This window comes from Tsukamurella soli (assembly GCF_039541155.1).
Taxonomy (GTDB): domain Bacteria; phylum Actinomycetota; class Actinomycetes; order Mycobacteriales; family Mycobacteriaceae; genus Tsukamurella; species Tsukamurella soli.
In genome coordinates this window covers 65,462-79,676 of record NZ_BAABFR010000011.1, presented here as the reverse complement: position 1 = coordinate 79,676, position 14,215 = coordinate 65,462, and the positions used below count along the sequence as shown (strand labels likewise).

General features: G+C 72.1%; 12 protein-coding genes. 9 read left to right on the top strand and 3 right to left on the bottom strand.

The features are described from left to right. Positions 1–191 precede the first annotated feature (191 nt). Complete coding sequence (gene nucS, locus ABD908_RS05685; protein ID WP_344992135.1) at positions 192–881, top strand: endonuclease NucS; 690 nt, start codon at positions 192–194, stop codon at positions 879–881. Positions 882–887: 6 nt separating this feature from the next. Next, a complete protein-coding gene (locus ABD908_RS05680; RefSeq protein WP_344992132.1) occupies positions 888–1,184 on the top strand; it encodes a hypothetical protein in 297 nt (98 codons plus the stop codon). 9 nt (positions 1,185–1,193) lie between these two features. Here the strand turns inward: ABD908_RS05680 and ABD908_RS05675 are convergent, their stop codons facing one another. Beyond that, on the bottom strand, positions 1,194–2,405 hold the full coding sequence (locus tag ABD908_RS05675) for a coiled-coil domain-containing protein (RefSeq protein ID WP_344992129.1): 1,212 nt from the start codon (positions 2,403–2,405) through the stop codon (positions 1,194–1,196). A gap of 108 nt (positions 2,406–2,513) precedes the next feature. Further along, the gene (mce, locus tag ABD908_RS05670; protein WP_344992126.1) at positions 2,514–3,032 is read right to left on the bottom strand and encodes a methylmalonyl-CoA epimerase; all 519 of its coding nucleotides are present in this window, start codon (positions 3,030–3,032) and stop codon (positions 2,514–2,516) included. A 47-nt stretch (positions 3,033–3,079) separates the two neighbouring features. Here mce and ABD908_RS05665 point away from each other — a divergent pair, with 47 nt between their 5' ends. The 7 genes from ABD908_RS05665 to ABD908_RS05635 all read left to right on the top strand — a co-directional run bounded on the left by ABD908_RS05665 (position 3,080) and on the right by ABD908_RS05635 (position 12,872). Beyond that, complete coding sequence (locus ABD908_RS05665) at positions 3,080–4,309, top strand: acetyl-CoA C-acetyltransferase (protein ID WP_344992123.1); 1,230 nt, start codon at positions 3,080–3,082, stop codon at positions 4,307–4,309. Continuing rightward, entirely contained in the window at positions 4,306–4,662 is a 357-nt protein-coding gene (locus ABD908_RS05660; protein WP_344992120.1) for a DUF3817 domain-containing protein, read from the top strand. Before ABD908_RS05665 ends, ABD908_RS05660 begins: the two co-directional genes overlap by 4 nt. Before the next feature lie 67 nt (positions 4,663–4,729). Continuing rightward, complete coding sequence (locus ABD908_RS05655; protein ID WP_344992117.1) at positions 4,730–7,822, top strand: AMP-binding protein; 3,093 nt, start codon at positions 4,730–4,732, stop codon at positions 7,820–7,822. 152 nt (positions 7,823–7,974) lie between these two features. Further along, complete coding sequence (locus ABD908_RS05650) at positions 7,975–8,901, top strand: tetratricopeptide repeat protein (RefSeq protein ID WP_344992150.1); 927 nt, start codon at positions 7,975–7,977, stop codon at positions 8,899–8,901. An 18-nt stretch (positions 8,902–8,919) separates the two neighbouring features. Beyond that, positions 8,920–10,218, top strand: coding sequence for an ABC transporter substrate-binding protein (locus ABD908_RS05645; protein ID WP_344992114.1), 1,299 nt, complete (start codon positions 8,920–8,922; stop codon positions 10,216–10,218). Positions 10,219–10,446: 228 nt separating this feature from the next. Then, entirely contained in the window at positions 10,447–11,400 is a 954-nt protein-coding gene (locus ABD908_RS05640) for an alpha/beta hydrolase (RefSeq protein ID WP_344992112.1), read from the top strand. Between the two features lie 56 nt (positions 11,401–11,456). Beyond that, positions 11,457–12,872, top strand: coding sequence for an acyl-CoA synthetase (locus tag ABD908_RS05635; RefSeq protein WP_344992110.1), 1,416 nt, complete (start codon positions 11,457–11,459; stop codon positions 12,870–12,872). A gap of 260 nt (positions 12,873–13,132) precedes the next feature. Here ABD908_RS05635 and ABD908_RS05630 read toward each other — a convergent pair whose 3' ends face one another. Then, positions 13,133–14,173: an ABC transporter substrate-binding protein gene (locus ABD908_RS05630; protein ID WP_344992108.1), complete on the bottom strand. Its 1,041-nt coding sequence runs from the start codon at positions 14,171–14,173 to the stop codon at positions 13,133–13,135. Positions 14,174–14,215 lie beyond the last annotated feature (42 nt).

The window sequence follows — 14,215 nt, the reverse complement described above, 5'->3', positions numbered from 1 at the left end:
GGAAGCTAAGCCCTCCAGCGCCGATGGTACTGCACTCGTGAGGGTGTGGGAGAGTAGGACACCGCCGAACTATATGTGAATACCCGATGGCCCCAGGAGACGAGTTCTCCTGGGGCCATCGGCATTTGTGCGCCCGGCGTGCCCGGCGCCTCAGCGGCACCGAACAGCGCTGGGAAGGTAGGTTGGGCACCGTGCGTGTAGTGATTGCCGACTGCCAGGTCGACTATGTAGGCCGATTGACAGCCCATCTGCCCATGGCCCGCCGGCTCATCCTGGTGAAGGCCGACGGTTCGGTGAGCATCCATGCCGACGACCGCGCCTACAAGCCGCTCAACTGGATGAGTCCGCCCTGCTGGCTCGAGACGGTACCGGCGGAGGCCGAGCAGATTCCCGACGACCACCAGCTGTGGATCGTCCGGAACAAGGCAGACGAGCAACTGCGGATCCTGATCGGCACCATCGAGCACGACAGTGATCACGACCTGGGTGTCGATCCCGGCCTCGTGAAGGACGGCGTTGAGGCGCACCTTCAGGAACTCCTGGCCGAACACACCGAGACATTCGGCGCCGGCTTCACGCTGGTCCGCCGCGAGTACATGACTGCGATCGGGCCGGTCGACCTGCTCCTGCGGGACGGGGACGGCGGCACCGTCGCCGTCGAGGTCAAGCGCCGCGCCGAGATCGACGGCGTCGAGCAGCTGACGCGCTACCTGGAGCTGCTGAACCGGGACCCACTGCTCGCCCCCGTCGCCGGGATCCTTGCCGCGCAGCAGGTGAAGCCGCAGGCACGGACGCTCGCGGAGGACCGCGGCATCCGGTGTGTCGCCGTCGACTACGACGCGCTGCGCGGCACCGAGAACACCGACTACAAGCTGTTCTGATCGGTCATGGGACGGAAGTCGCGGGCGGGAGCGCCCCGCAGACGGAGCGGACCGGGCGCCCGGCCGCTCGGAGCGGGCGGATTCGGATCCCGCGCCGGCGACGGTGACGACGCCTTCCAGGTGCGGACGGTGCCGGGCTCGTCCGCGCTCAAGCTGTACCGCTGCCCGGCCTGCCACCAGGTGATCGAGGTGGGCATGGCCCACGTCGTCGTCTGGCCCTCGGCAGCCGCGGGCGGGGTGTCTGAGCGGCGGCATTGGCACACCGGCTGCTGGCGGCGCGAGGCGAGCCGCCGCGGCCTGTGACTTGCGCGGTCAGTCGGCGGAGTTGGTGATCCGCATCGGCGTGGTGGCGGGGGACTCGTCGTCGAGGCTGCGTGCCTCGTGCCGGTGGGTAGTGTCATCGGCCGCCGGGGGTGTGACGGGCGCCGGGCGCGCGGCCGTCCGGGTGCCACGTGCCGCAGCCGCTGTGCTGCCGGCACCGTCGGGCGCCCGCCGATCGGGCTGAGCGGACGCGGGCTCGAAGTCGGCGGTCGTGAGAGCGGTCCGGGCACGCTGCGACGCGGTCTGCTCGGGGTTCTCGACGTGCGGGACGCGCGGCGCGGGGGCCGTGCGGACCGACGCGGGATTCAGCGCCTGCGCGAGACGCTCGTCCTCCGCGACGCCCGGCGCGAGCTGGCCGGGGACACGCTCGAGCTGTTCCCGCACGGCTTCGAGCTGCTGCAGGATGGACGTTCGGATCTGCTGCAGGTCCTCGGTGACTCGCCGGGCTTCGGCGAGTTGCGCGGCGGCGGCGGTGTTCGCGTCCTCGACCACGGTCTCGGCCGTCGCGTTCGCGGCGGAGACGACGTGTTCCGCGCGCTCGTTCGCGGCATCGATCCGCTCCCGGGCCTCCCGCTTGGACGCGTCCTCGAGCTCGGTGATCGTGCTGATCGCGCGATCGCGACGCAGCGACATCGCCAGATCGAAATCGGTCTGCACACGCTCGCGGTTGTTCTGCGCGGTGCGGTCGTGGTGCTCGGCATGGGCCTTGGCCTCGTCGACGATGCGGCGTGCCTCGTCCTTTGCGGCCTGGAGGGTGGTCGTGTGCTCCTCCTCCATCTGGGCGCGGCGAGACACCATGTCTGCCCGGAGCGCCTCCGCCTCGCGGCGGACGGTGTCGGCCTCCTGCTGTGCCAACGACCGCGTCTCCGCCGCCTCCGACTCGGCCTGCGCGCGGATCTCGGACGCCTCGTCGGATGCGAGGCGCATCATCCGGGCGATGCGATCGCTCATGCCCTCGGCCGTGGTGGGCGGAACCGACAGCCGGTCGACCTCGCGCCGGAGGTTGTCGATCTCGTCCTGGGCGTCGTCCAGGAGCTCGGTGAGCTCCCGCGCGTGGGCCGCGGCTGCGTCCCGGTCGGCGCTCATCAGGCGGAGATCGCTCTGGTACCGGTGGAAGGTCTGGTTCACCTGGTCGCGGTCGTATCCCCGCAGGGCCACCGCGAACGGTGCCGGGGTCGAGGCCGAGGAATCCGAGTTCGCCATGGTCACGATGGTACTTGCAACCTGGGACAGGTCCGGTCCCACGCGCGGTGGGGCTACAGAATCGTTACCCGCTACTCATCGCAGCCGCCACCGTCGTGGCGCCACCCGCTACTGCGCGGGCTGCACCAGCTCCACCAGGATCCCGCCGGCGTCCTTCGGGTGGACGAAGTTGATCAGCGATCCGGCGGTGCCGCCGCGCGGCGCGTCGTACAGCAGCCGGACTCCGCGGGAGCGCAGGTGCTCGGCCACGGCGACGACGTCCGTGACCCGGTACGCCAGTTGCTGCATCCCCGGCCCGTTGCGGTCGAGGAACTTCGCGATCGTCGACTCCGAGCTCAGTGGCGCGAGCAGCTGGATCTGGGCCGCGAAGCCGGCCGAGGACCCGGCCCCGTCGGGCGTCCCGGCGAGGCTCGCGGGCGACAGCATCGCCTCGCGTACCCCCTGCGCCTCGTTGACCTCCTCGTGCGTGCACACCATCCCGAACGTCTCCGCGTAGAACGCGATGGCGGCGTCGAGGTCGGCGACGGCGATGCCGACGTGGTCCACGCCGAGGACCAGTTCCCCGGGCACGGGGTGCGCCGGGGTGGGAGCGGGACGGCCCTCCGAGTGCGGTTCGTGCGTGCTCATCCTGCGAATGTAGCCTCGGGGGGTAAGTCCAGCACCAGGAGGATCCCGTGTCGAATCCCGCTCCATCGAATCCCGCTTCGTCGGATCCCGACCCGTCCGTCATCGTCTCCGGTGCCCGGACCCCGTTCGGCAAGCTGCTCGGCTCGTTGAAGGGGTTCGCGGCCACCGACCTCGGTTCGATCGCCGTCCGGGGCGCGTTGGAGAAGGGCGGCGTGGACCCGAAGCACGTCCAGTACGTGATCATGGGTCAGGTCCTGACCGCCGGCGCCGGTCAGATGCCCGCGCGGCAGACGGCCGTCGGGGCCGGCATCGGCTGGGACGTGCCGACCCTGTCGATCAACAAGATGTGCCTCTCGGGGATCGACGCCATCGCGCTCGCGGACCAGCTGATCCGCGCCGGGGAGTTCGACGTGGTGGTGGCCGGCGGTCAGGAGTCCATGACCCAGGCCCCGCACCTGCTCAAGGGCAGCCGCGAGGGCTTCAAGTACGGGCCCACCGAGCTGATCGACCACACCGCCTACGACGGTCTGCACGACGTGTTCACCGACCAGCCGATGGGCGGACTCACGGAGGAGCGCAACACGGGCGAGCACGCGTTCACCCGGGCGCAGCAGGACGAGGTCGCGGCGAAGTCGCATGAGCGCGCCGCGCGCGCGTGGAAGGACGGCCTGTTCGCCGACGAGGTCGTGCCTGTGAGCATCCCTCAGCGCAAGGGCGATCCGATCGAGTTCGCCGAGGACGAGGGCGTGCGCGGCGATACCACCGTCGACTCGCTGGCGCGGCTGCGGCCGGCGTTCACGAAGGACGGCACCATCACGGCTGGCAACGCGTCGCAGATCTCCGACGGCGCTGCCGCGGTGGTGGTCATGCGGAGGAGCAAGGCGCAGGAGCTCGGGCTGGAGTACATCGCCGAGATCGGCGCGCACGGCAACGTGGCGGGACCCGACTCGTCGCTGCAGCACCAGCCGTCCGCGGCGATCAAGGCCGCGTGCGCGAAGCAGGGAATCGACGTCGCCGACCTCGACCTGATCGAGATCAACGAGGCGTTCGCCGCCGTCGGCCTCGCCTCGATGGCCGACCTGGGGGTGTCCGACGACATCGTCAACGTCAACGGTGGCGCGATCGCGGTCGGTCACCCGATCGGCGTTTCCGGCGCCCGGATCACGCTTCACCTCGCGCTCGAGCTGCAGCGCCGTGGCGGAGGTGTCGGCGCGGCGGCGCTGTGCGGTGCGGGTGGACAGGGTTCCGCCCTCGTCGTCACGGTGCCCAAGCGATGAGCCTCGGCACGACGGCGAAGGTCGTCACCGCGTTCAAGATCGTGGCGGTCGTCGAGGCCCTCACCTGGGTCGCGCTGCTGATCGGCATGTACTTCAAGTGGGTCGAGGGCCACGCGTCCGCGGTGCAGGCGCCGGGCATGACCCACGGCATCGTCTTCATCGTCCTCGTGGTGCTCACCCTGGCGGTTGCGCGCCTGCAGCGGTGGAACCTGGTCACCGTCGGGCTTGCGCTCGCGGCCACGGTCCTGCCGTTCTGCTCGGTGGTCTTCGAGGTGTGGGCGGCCCGCACCGGGCGCCTGGATCCCGTCGGAGCCCCGCGTTCGCCGGGTCGGGAACCGGCGTCGGTCCGCTGACGGTACCTTGACCGTCAGGCGGCGAACCGCCTGACGGTGACGGGCCCCGGGCCCGGGAGGAGTCGGCATGGTGGACATCCTTGGAGCGGTGCCGGGGGCACGGACGGTGGCGGCGTCGGTGGGGCGGCTCGCCGACACGGCCCGCAACGGTATAGAGGTACTCCGGCTCGGCGGGCTGGAGACCGGCGCCCAGCCGTCCCCGTTCGACGTGGTCGAGCGCTCGCCGATGTACCGTCTGCGCCACTACTTTCCGGAAGACGCCCACGTCGATGCGGCGCAGACGGACACCCGCCCGGTGGTTCTGCTGGTGCCGCCGCTCATGGTGGACGCCAACATCTTCGACGTCACCGACCGCGGCGCCGTGCGGGTGCTGCGGCGGGCGGGGATCGACCCGTGGGTGATCGACTTCGGCTCGCCGGACAGGGAGGAGGGCGGGCTCGAGCGCAACCTGGCCGACCACGTCGTGGCCGTGTCGCGGGCCATCGACCAGATCAGCGAGCACCGCGGCGGCCGCTCGGTGCACCTCGCCGGCTACTCGCAGGGCGGCATGTTCTCGTACCAGGTGGCGGCGTACCGCCGCTCGCGCTCGGTCGCCAGCATCGTCACCTTCGGCAGCCCGGTCGACATCTCGTCGGGGATGCCACTGGGCGCGCCGCCCGCGTTGGTCTCCAAGGGCGCCGATCTGCTGGCCGACCACGTCTTCAACCGGCTGTATCTGCCGAGCTGGATGGTACGGCGCGGTTTCGAGTTGCTCGACCCGGTCAAGACCGTCAAGTCGCGGATCGACTTCGTGATGCAACTGCACGACCGCGCTGCGCTGCTACCGCGAGAGGATCAGCGCAGGTTCCTCGAGTCCGACGGTTTCGTCGCGTACTCCGGGCCGGCGGTCGCCGACCTGCTCAAGCAGTTCGTGGTGCACAACCGGATGCTCACGGGAGGCTTCGCGATCAACGGCGAGCTCGTGACGCTGGCCGAGATCACCTGCCCGATCCTCGCGTTCGTGGGATCCAACGACCAGATCGGCCAGCCCAGCGCCGTGCGCGGCATCCTCTCCGCCGCGCCGCGGGCCCGGGTGTACGAGGCACAGCTGTCGGCGGGCCACTTCGGGCTGGTGGTCGGCACCGCGGCAGGCACCGTGTCGTGGCCCACGACGGCGGCGTGGGTCGACTGGCAGGAGGGGCGCGGCGACGAGCCCGAGGGGATCGCCGTCATGGCGCCCCATGAGGCCTCCGACAATCCGCCGGTCAACCCGCTCGTCGCGGGCGCGGCCGGGCTCGCGACCGTGGGCTTCATCGCCGCACGCGATGTGATCGACGCCGCCACCGACCTCGGCGCGGGTGCCCAGGCCATCGCTCGCGAGGCCGCCCGCGGACTGCCGCGGCTCGCCCGCCTGGGCCAGCTGCAGGCACACACCCAGATCTCGCTCGGCAAGCTGCTGGCCGAGCAGGCCGCCCGCGACCCCGACGGCGAGTGCTTCCTCTACGAGGACCGCGTGCACACCCGCCGGGCGGTCAACGAGCGCATCGACCGGGTGGTCTCCGGGCTCATCCAGGTGGGCGTCCGGCAGGGCGAACACGTCGGCGTGCTGATGCACACCCGCCCCAGTGCGCTGGTCACGATCGCTGCGCTGTCCCGCATGGGCGCGGTCGCCGTACTTCTCACGCCGGGCACGGAGGTGGCCCCGGCGCTCCGGCTGGGCGAGGCCTCGTCGGTGGTCACCGACCCCGAGCACCTCGCCGACGCCCGTGCCGTGGCGGCCCGCGTCTTCGTGGTCGGCGGCGGCGACCGTCGCGATCGGCCCGGCGCCAGCCGCCAGGACCTGGGCGCCGACATCGTCGACCTCGAGCAGGTCGACCCCGACGCCGTCAGAGTGCCGGACTGGTATCGGCCGGACGCCGGGTTGGGCCGCGACCTCGCGTTCATCCTGTTCTCCGGTGCGGGCCGCAAGCTGCGCGCGAAGCGCGTCACCAACAGCCGGTGGGGTCTGTCGGCCTTCGGCACCGCATCCGCGGCGCAGCTCACCGCCGCCGACACGGTGTACTGCCTGACCCCGCTGAGTCACTCGTCGGGCCTGCTCACCAGTGTCGGCGGTGCGGTCGCAGGTGGGGCGCGCATCGCGCTGACACGGGACTTCGATCCGCAGACCTTCATGGCCGAGGTGCAGCGGTACGGCGTCACCGCTGTCTGCTACACCTGGAATCTCATGCGTCGGGTCCTCGACGACCCGGACCTGGCGATCCCGCCCTATCACCCGATCCGCGTGTTCCTCGGGTCGGGCATGTCCGCCGAGCTGTCGCGGCGCGTCCAGGAGCGGTTCAGCCCCGCCAAGGTCGTCGAGTTCTACGCCTCCACCGAGGGTGACGTGGTGCTCGCCAACCTGCGCGGCACGAAGGCCGGCGCCAAGGGCCGCCGCCTGCCCGGCAGCGCGGCGGTGGCGCTGGTTCGCGTAGACGCCGCGACCGGCCGGGTCGCCCCGGCCGCGGACGGCTTCCTCGAGCGGGTTCCGGTCGGCGAGGTGGGCGTATTGATCGGCCGTGCCGACCTCGACTACACCCACGCCGACTCGCTCCTGCGCGGGGTCTTCCAACGTGGCGACGCGTGGTTCTCGACGGGGCACCTGTTCCGGCAGGACGAGGACGGTGACTACTGGCTGGTCGACGACCTGCGCTCGGTGGCGATCACGCCCCGCGGCCCGGTGTACTCGATCCCCATCGCCGACGTCCTCGAGCAGCTCGGACAAGTGGATCTCGCCGTGGTCTATTCCGTCCCCGGCGCTCCGCTCGACTCCCCGTCGCTCCGCTCGCCCGCTGCGTCCGACTCCCCGTCGCTCCGCTCGCCCGCTGCGTCCGACTCCCCGTCGCTCCGCTCGCCCGCTCCGCTCGACTCCCCGTCGCTCCGCTCGCCCGCTGCGCCGGGGCGCGACACCGTCGTCGGCACGGTGACGCTGCGCCCCGGGGCCGAGCTGACCCCGGCAGCCGTGACCGAGGCGTTCGCGGGCCGGGGTGACCAGCGGCCCGACGTCGTCCAGGTGCTCGGTGAGGTCCCGCTGACCAGCTGGCATCGGCCCCGTGGGCGTGAGCTCGCTGCAGCGGGCGTGCCCGAGCCCGGCCCGTACGTCTGGTACTTCGACCCGGTGTCCGGGGAGTACGCCCAGCAATAGGCACACGCGATTCCGTCCGCGGATCCGTGTGCGGCGTACACGCGAATCGAGCGCGGATTTAGCATGGTGTGGTGACTACACCGCGCGCCGGCAAGGGCGCATCGAGGCAGGATGCCGAGCAGCGGCAGCGCGCGCTGCGTACCGTGGCCGCGATGGCCGGCGCCGTCGACCTCTCGGCGCTCAAAGCGAAGGCTGATGCGGGGCGGCCGGCACCGTCGGGCCCGGACCCCGCCGCCCGCTCGGACGCTCCCGCACCGGGCCCTGGTGTCGACGCCGGGCCGGGCGGCGCGGTCACCGTGATCGACGTGACGGACGAGACGTTCGGCGCCGAGGTCGTCGAACGCTCGGCGCACACGCTGGTCGTGGTGGATCTGTGGGCGGAGTGGTGCCAGCCGTGCAAGCAGCTGTCGCCGGTGCTCGAGAAGCTCGCCGCCGAGGCCGCGGGCGACTGGGTCCTGGCCAAGGTCGACGTGGACGCCGCGCCGGGCATCGCGCAGGCGTTCCGCGCGCAGTCGATACCGATGGTCGTGGCCGTAGCAGGTGGCCGCCCCGTGGACGCGTTCGCCGGCGTGCAGCCCGAGGCGGTCGTGCGGGACTGGCTCGCCCAGATCCTCGAGCAGGTCGGCCCCTCGCTCGGCCCCGCCCCCGAGGCCGCCGGTCCGGAGCCGGTCGACCCGCGGGTCGAGGCGGCCGAGTCGCTCGCCGACGAGGGCGACTACGCGGGCGCCCGCGCGGCCTACGAGGCGATCGTCCACGCCGAGCCCGGCAACCGGGAGGCCGCGGCCGCGGCTCGGCAGATGGCCTTCCTGGAGCGCACCGCCACCGTCGAGCCCGATGCCGTGGAGCGCGCCGACGCCGCCCCACGGGATGTTGCGCTGGGGCTCGCCGCCGCCGACGCCGAGGTCCTGGCGCAGCGGCCGGCAGCCGCGTTCGCGCGGCTGATCGCGCTGGTCAAGAGCACGGCGGGCGACGAGCGGGCCGACGTGCGCACCCGGCTCGTCGAGCTGCTGGACCTGTTCGACCCCGCGGATCCCCTGGTCCTCGACGCCCGCCGCGGCCTCGCGGCCGCCCTGTACTGAGCCGGCTGCGGGCGTGACGTGACAGGCCGCCACCCCGGGCGGAGCCCGGGCTCGCCCCTGCGGAGCCCGATCTCCACCCTGCTGAGCCGCCGTGCGCTGCTCGCCGGGGTGTCGGGCCTGACGGTGGCCGCGGCCGCCGGATGCGGTCGGACGGGGGCGTCGCGGCGCGCCGCGCCCGTGACCGCCTGGTACCACCGTTACGGGGAGGCCGGCACCGCAACCGCGCTGCACAGATACGCGCGGACGTTCAGCAGCCCCGTCACCGTCGACGTGCTCGACGGTGACTACGACGCGCGCGCCGCGGACGCTCTCGGCGCCGTGGGCGGCCCGGACGTGTTCGAGTACGGTAACGGGCCGAACATCGACATGATCGTCTCCGGCGCGGTGGCGGACCTGACGGGGGTGATCGGCGACGCCCGGTCGGACTTCACGCCCGCGCTGCTGGACCGCATGACGTACCGGGGCCGGATATACGGCATCCCGCAGACCACCGACCTGCAGTTGTTCGTGTACCGCCGGTCGATGTTCGCGCAGGCCGGGGTGACCGCCCCGCGGACCCTCGACGAGCTCGTGTCGGCCGCCCGGGTGCTCAGCCGCGGCGCGGTGCGCGGTGTGTACCTGGGCCACACGGGTGGGGTCGATGTGGTGGGTGGGCCCGTCGTGTTCGCGGCCGGTCACGACTATCTCACGGAGGACTACCGCCCGGCGTTCGTGGAGCCGGAGGTGTACGACGGCCTCAGCACGCTGCGGTCGCTGTACCTGTCGGGCGATCTCCTGCTGGACGCCCCCACGGACTGGTCGGACCCCGCGGCGTTCATCGCCGGCCGCACCGCCGTCCAGTGGACGGGGATGTGGGCCCTCCCGACGATCGCGGCGGCGCTGGGCGACGACGTGGGCGTCTTCCCGTTCCCCGCGATCGGCCGACACGGTGGGCCGGTGGCGCCGTTCGGTGCCTACGGCGCGGCCGTCGCCGCGAGCGGCGTCGATCCGGGGCTCGCCCGCCGGTTCGTGCAGTGGCTGTGGGTGGAGCGCACCGACCTCCAGCTCGACTGGTCGCAGGCGTACGGCATGCACGTGCCGGCCCGCACGTCGCTGCTCGCCAGGGCCGCGAAGCTGCGGACCGGCCTGTACGCAGACGCTGCGGCGCTCCTGAACACCGTCGGGCGGCCGCAGTCCCCGCTCATGTGGACCTCGCGATGCGATTCGGCCTTCCGGGCCGCGATCGCGCAGGTGGTCTGCCACGGGGCGGACCCGGCCACCGAGCTGCGGGCCGCGGCCGACGTCGTGACGAAGGAGCTGGCGCGGTTCCAGTGGTAGCGCGCTGTGTGCACCGTCACGCGGCCCGCGGCGGTCGGCGTGTCCGGGACGCGTCGGGGCGGCGGCGGGCAGGTGACGCGGGCCGCGAGCGCAGGGGTGACCCCGGTCACCGTCGGCGCGTTCGACACTCCCGACCCCCGGCGTCGCCGAGGTGCGGTGTGCAGCATGCATACTTCGATAGGAATTCGGCGTGGCCGTCTCACGGCCCGCAAGAAGGAGAATGCGCACATGTCGGTGATCGCTCACCGTTCGGTCAGCCTGCAGGCCGCCCTCGTCGAGATGGGGGCACGGGTACTGCTCAAACCGTTGATCACGGCGTACCCGGTGCAATCGTGGTCGTTCGCGCCGCTGCTGCTCGCCGAGCGCATCGCCGCCGCGATCCCCTGGGCGCCCGCGGGCGTCGAGGTCTCCCGCGAGACGATCGCGGGCGTCGACGTGGAGCGGCTGACCCCTACGGGCGAGGCGCTGCGTGACGACACCGCGCTGATCTACTACCACGGTGGAGCGTTCCTCGCCGGCGGCCCAGCGACGCACCGCCGCCTCGCGTCGGTGCTCGCCCGAGCGCTCGGCGTGGTGGTGCTCAACGTCGACTACCGGCAGCTGCCCGAGGTCGGCCTCGGGTCGTCGGTCGAGGATGCGTACCGGGTATACCGCGCGGTGTCCGACTCGCGCCGCTACCGCAACGTGGTGGTCGGGGGAGACTCGGCCGGCGGCTACCTGTCGGTCAAGGTGATCGAGCTCGCGTACCTGGACGCGGTTCGCGCGCCGACGGCGTTCTTCGGCTACTCCCCGCTGCTCACGCCGACCGTGACCGCCGACGACCCGCGGGCCGAGATCAACGACGCCTACCTCACCATCGGCAAGCTGCGCTCACTGCGCACCTGGTTCGACCTCGGCCCCGGCACGCGGGGGGCCGACGACGTGGTCGTCGTACCCGAGGAGGCGTTCCCGCCGGGCGTGCTGGTCGCGGCGTCGGGGGAGATGCTGCGAATCGACTCGGAGCGGCTGCACGAGCGCCTCGACGCGGCCGGGAACGAGTGCGACCTGCACCTGTTCGACGGTGGCGTGCACGCCTTCCCCGTGCTTACCGGCCTCACCCCGGAGAGCACCGAGGCGGTGCGCCTGACGGTGGCGTTCCTCGACTCCGTGCTCGCGGCGCGGCAGGCGCGGCAGGCGGCGTAGTCCACCCTCTGTCCGGCGCCGCCGGCACGCCGGCGGGCGTGTCCTAGGCTCAGGGAGTGCTGTTCCCACTGCTGAGTGCGCCCGTCCCTACCGCCGACGACGGGCCCGCGGTCACCGTCGACGGCGTGACCCTGCGGCGCAGTGACCTGCTCGGCGCATCGACGGCGGTCGCGGAGCGGCTGCTCGGCCTGGGGGTGCGCGGGCCCGTCGCCGTGTGGGCGACGCCGAGCGCGGCCACCGTCGTCGCCATCGTCGGGGCGCTGCGTGCGGGGGTGCCGATCGTGCCCGTCCCACCCGACTCCGGCACCGGCGAGGTCGCGCACCTGCTCGGCGACTCCGGCGCCCAGGCGTGGCTCGGCGCGTCGCCCGATGCGGCCGGCCTGCCGACGGTGCCGGTGCGCCTGCACGCCCGCGGCTGGCATCACATCCCGGAGCCGGGCGCGGATGCCGTCGCGATGATCATGTACACCTCGGGCACCACCGGTGCGCCCAAGGGCGTGCCCGTCACGCACCGCGCGATCGCCGCGTGCCTCGACGGGCTCGCCGACGCGTGGGGCTGGACCGATGCCGACACCCTGGTCCACGGCCTGCCGCTGTTCCACGTCCACGGGCTGGTGCTCGGCGTCCTCGGCGCCGTACGCGTCGGAAGCCCGCTGGTGCACACGGGCAGGCCGACGCCGGCCGCATACGCCGCGGCGGGCGGGACGCTGTACTTCGGAGTGCCGACGGTCTGGTCGCGCATCGCCGCCGATCCCGGTGCGGCCGCGGCGTTGCGCGGCGCGCGGTTGCTGGTCTCCGGCAGCGCGCCCCTGCCGGTACCGGTGTTCGAACGGATCCGGGAGCTGACGGGCCACGAGATCGTGGAGCGGTACGGCATGACGGAGACCCTGATCACCGTCTCGACGCGCGCCGACGGGGAACGCCGGCCCGGCTGGGTGGGCTTCCCTCTCGACGGTGTCGAGACCCGGCTGGTGGGCGACGACGGCGCCGCGGTGCGCCGCGACGGCGAGTCGATCGGGTCGCTGCAGTTGCGCGGGCCGATGGTGGCGTCGGGGTATCTCCGAAGGCCCGAGGCGACCGCGGAGGCGTGGGGCGCCGACGGCTGGTTCACGACCGGCGACGTGGCCGTGATCGACGCGGGTGGGATGCACCGGATCGTGGGCCGGGCGTCGACGGATCTGATCAAGACGGGCGGGTTCCGCGTCGGCGCCGGCGAGATCGAGACGGCGCTGCTCGCGCACGACGCCGTGCGCGAGGCCGCTGTGGTGGGACTGCCCGACGACGATCTGGGCCAGCGGGTCGTCGCCTTCGTGGTCGTGGAATCCGATGGCGCCAGGGTAGATTCGTCGACGCTGATCGAGTTCGTGGGCCGCACGCTGTCGAAACACAAGCGGCCCAGGGAGATCCGGTTCGTCGTCGATCTGCCGCGCAATGCGATGGGCAAGGTGCAGAAGAAGCTGCTGCTCGACTGAGCCGACGACGTGCCCGACGGACGTGAGGGGCGGAGATCGTCGTGTCAGCACCGGAAGCCACCCACTCGAGGTGGGGCGCCGTGCGTCGCAATGCGGCGATCGAGCGCGGCAGGAGCGCCGCCCCGGCGACGGGGAGCAGCCGGGACGCAGCGCCATCTGCTCGGGTCCATCCTCGAAGCCGACGATCTCGACCCGGTTCTGCTCGCCGTCCCGCCGTACGTCGGTGCCAGCGGCGCCGATCGAGTTCGTGGGCCAGGCACTCACCCGCCGTTCGCGCCGACGGCGAGGCTGTTGAACCTGTTGGTGTAGAACTTCGACGGCTGCAGCGGCCCGCTGATCGCGCCGGTGTCCTGCAGCCAGCTCTGCCAGCGAGTGAAGTCGATATCGGAGATCGCCCCGTACCTGGCCGGGATTCCTACGGACCGCCAGTACTTCAGCGTCGAGGTGTCCTCGTTGGGCCGGTGCCGGGCGTTGATGATCTTCGCGAACTCGGCGATGACCTGATCGACGGGTGTGGTGCGCTGCCACTCGATGGCCTTCGCGACGCCGGTGGCGAACGCGGTCACCGCGGCGGGGTTCTCGGCGATCAGGTCGTTGCGGACTACGTACTCGCTGCCATTGAATGGGCCGTACTGCTCGAGCTCGGTGAACACCGGCCGAATACCGCCGTCGGCGAGTGCCCGCTGCTGGAACTGGCCGCCCTGCAGCGCCGCGACGTCGATCTGTCCTTTGCGGAGCGCGTCCTCCGTATTGGGCGGCGGCAGTGGGACCAGCTGCACAGACTTGATCTGCGCGAGTGTCAGACCCGCCTTCTTCAGGGCGTCGTGGATGTCGGCCTCGTTCTGCCCGCCGAGGGTGTTGACGCCGACCTTCTTACCCACCAGGTCGGCCGCCGTGTGGATGCTGCTGCTGTCCAGGACGTAGTAGCCGGCGAACGTCTGGTCGTCGGCCCCGCCGTCGTCGACGACCGCCGTGATCGGTGCGCCCGCACTGGCGAGCTTCGCCACCGCCCCGGCGAACGCGCCGCCGAAGTCGGTCTGGCCGGTTGCGGCCGCCTGGATGTCCTGGGGGCCGCTGATGGTGTTGCCGATCCAGTCGAGCTTGATCCTGCCGCCGAAGAAGCCCAGGGCGTCGGCCAGTTCGGCGTTCGTCACCTGATCGGTCCAGCCCTGGTACCGGAGTGTCGTGACGCCGCCGTGCGACACTGCGGAATCGCTCGAGCCGCAGGCGGCGAGTGCGGTCGCCGCGAGTGCGGCGGCGCATGCATGGGTGAATACGGCGGCTATTCGCGTGTGTCGCATGGATTCGTCCCTCTGGATATCTCGGTGAATTGCTGAGCATCG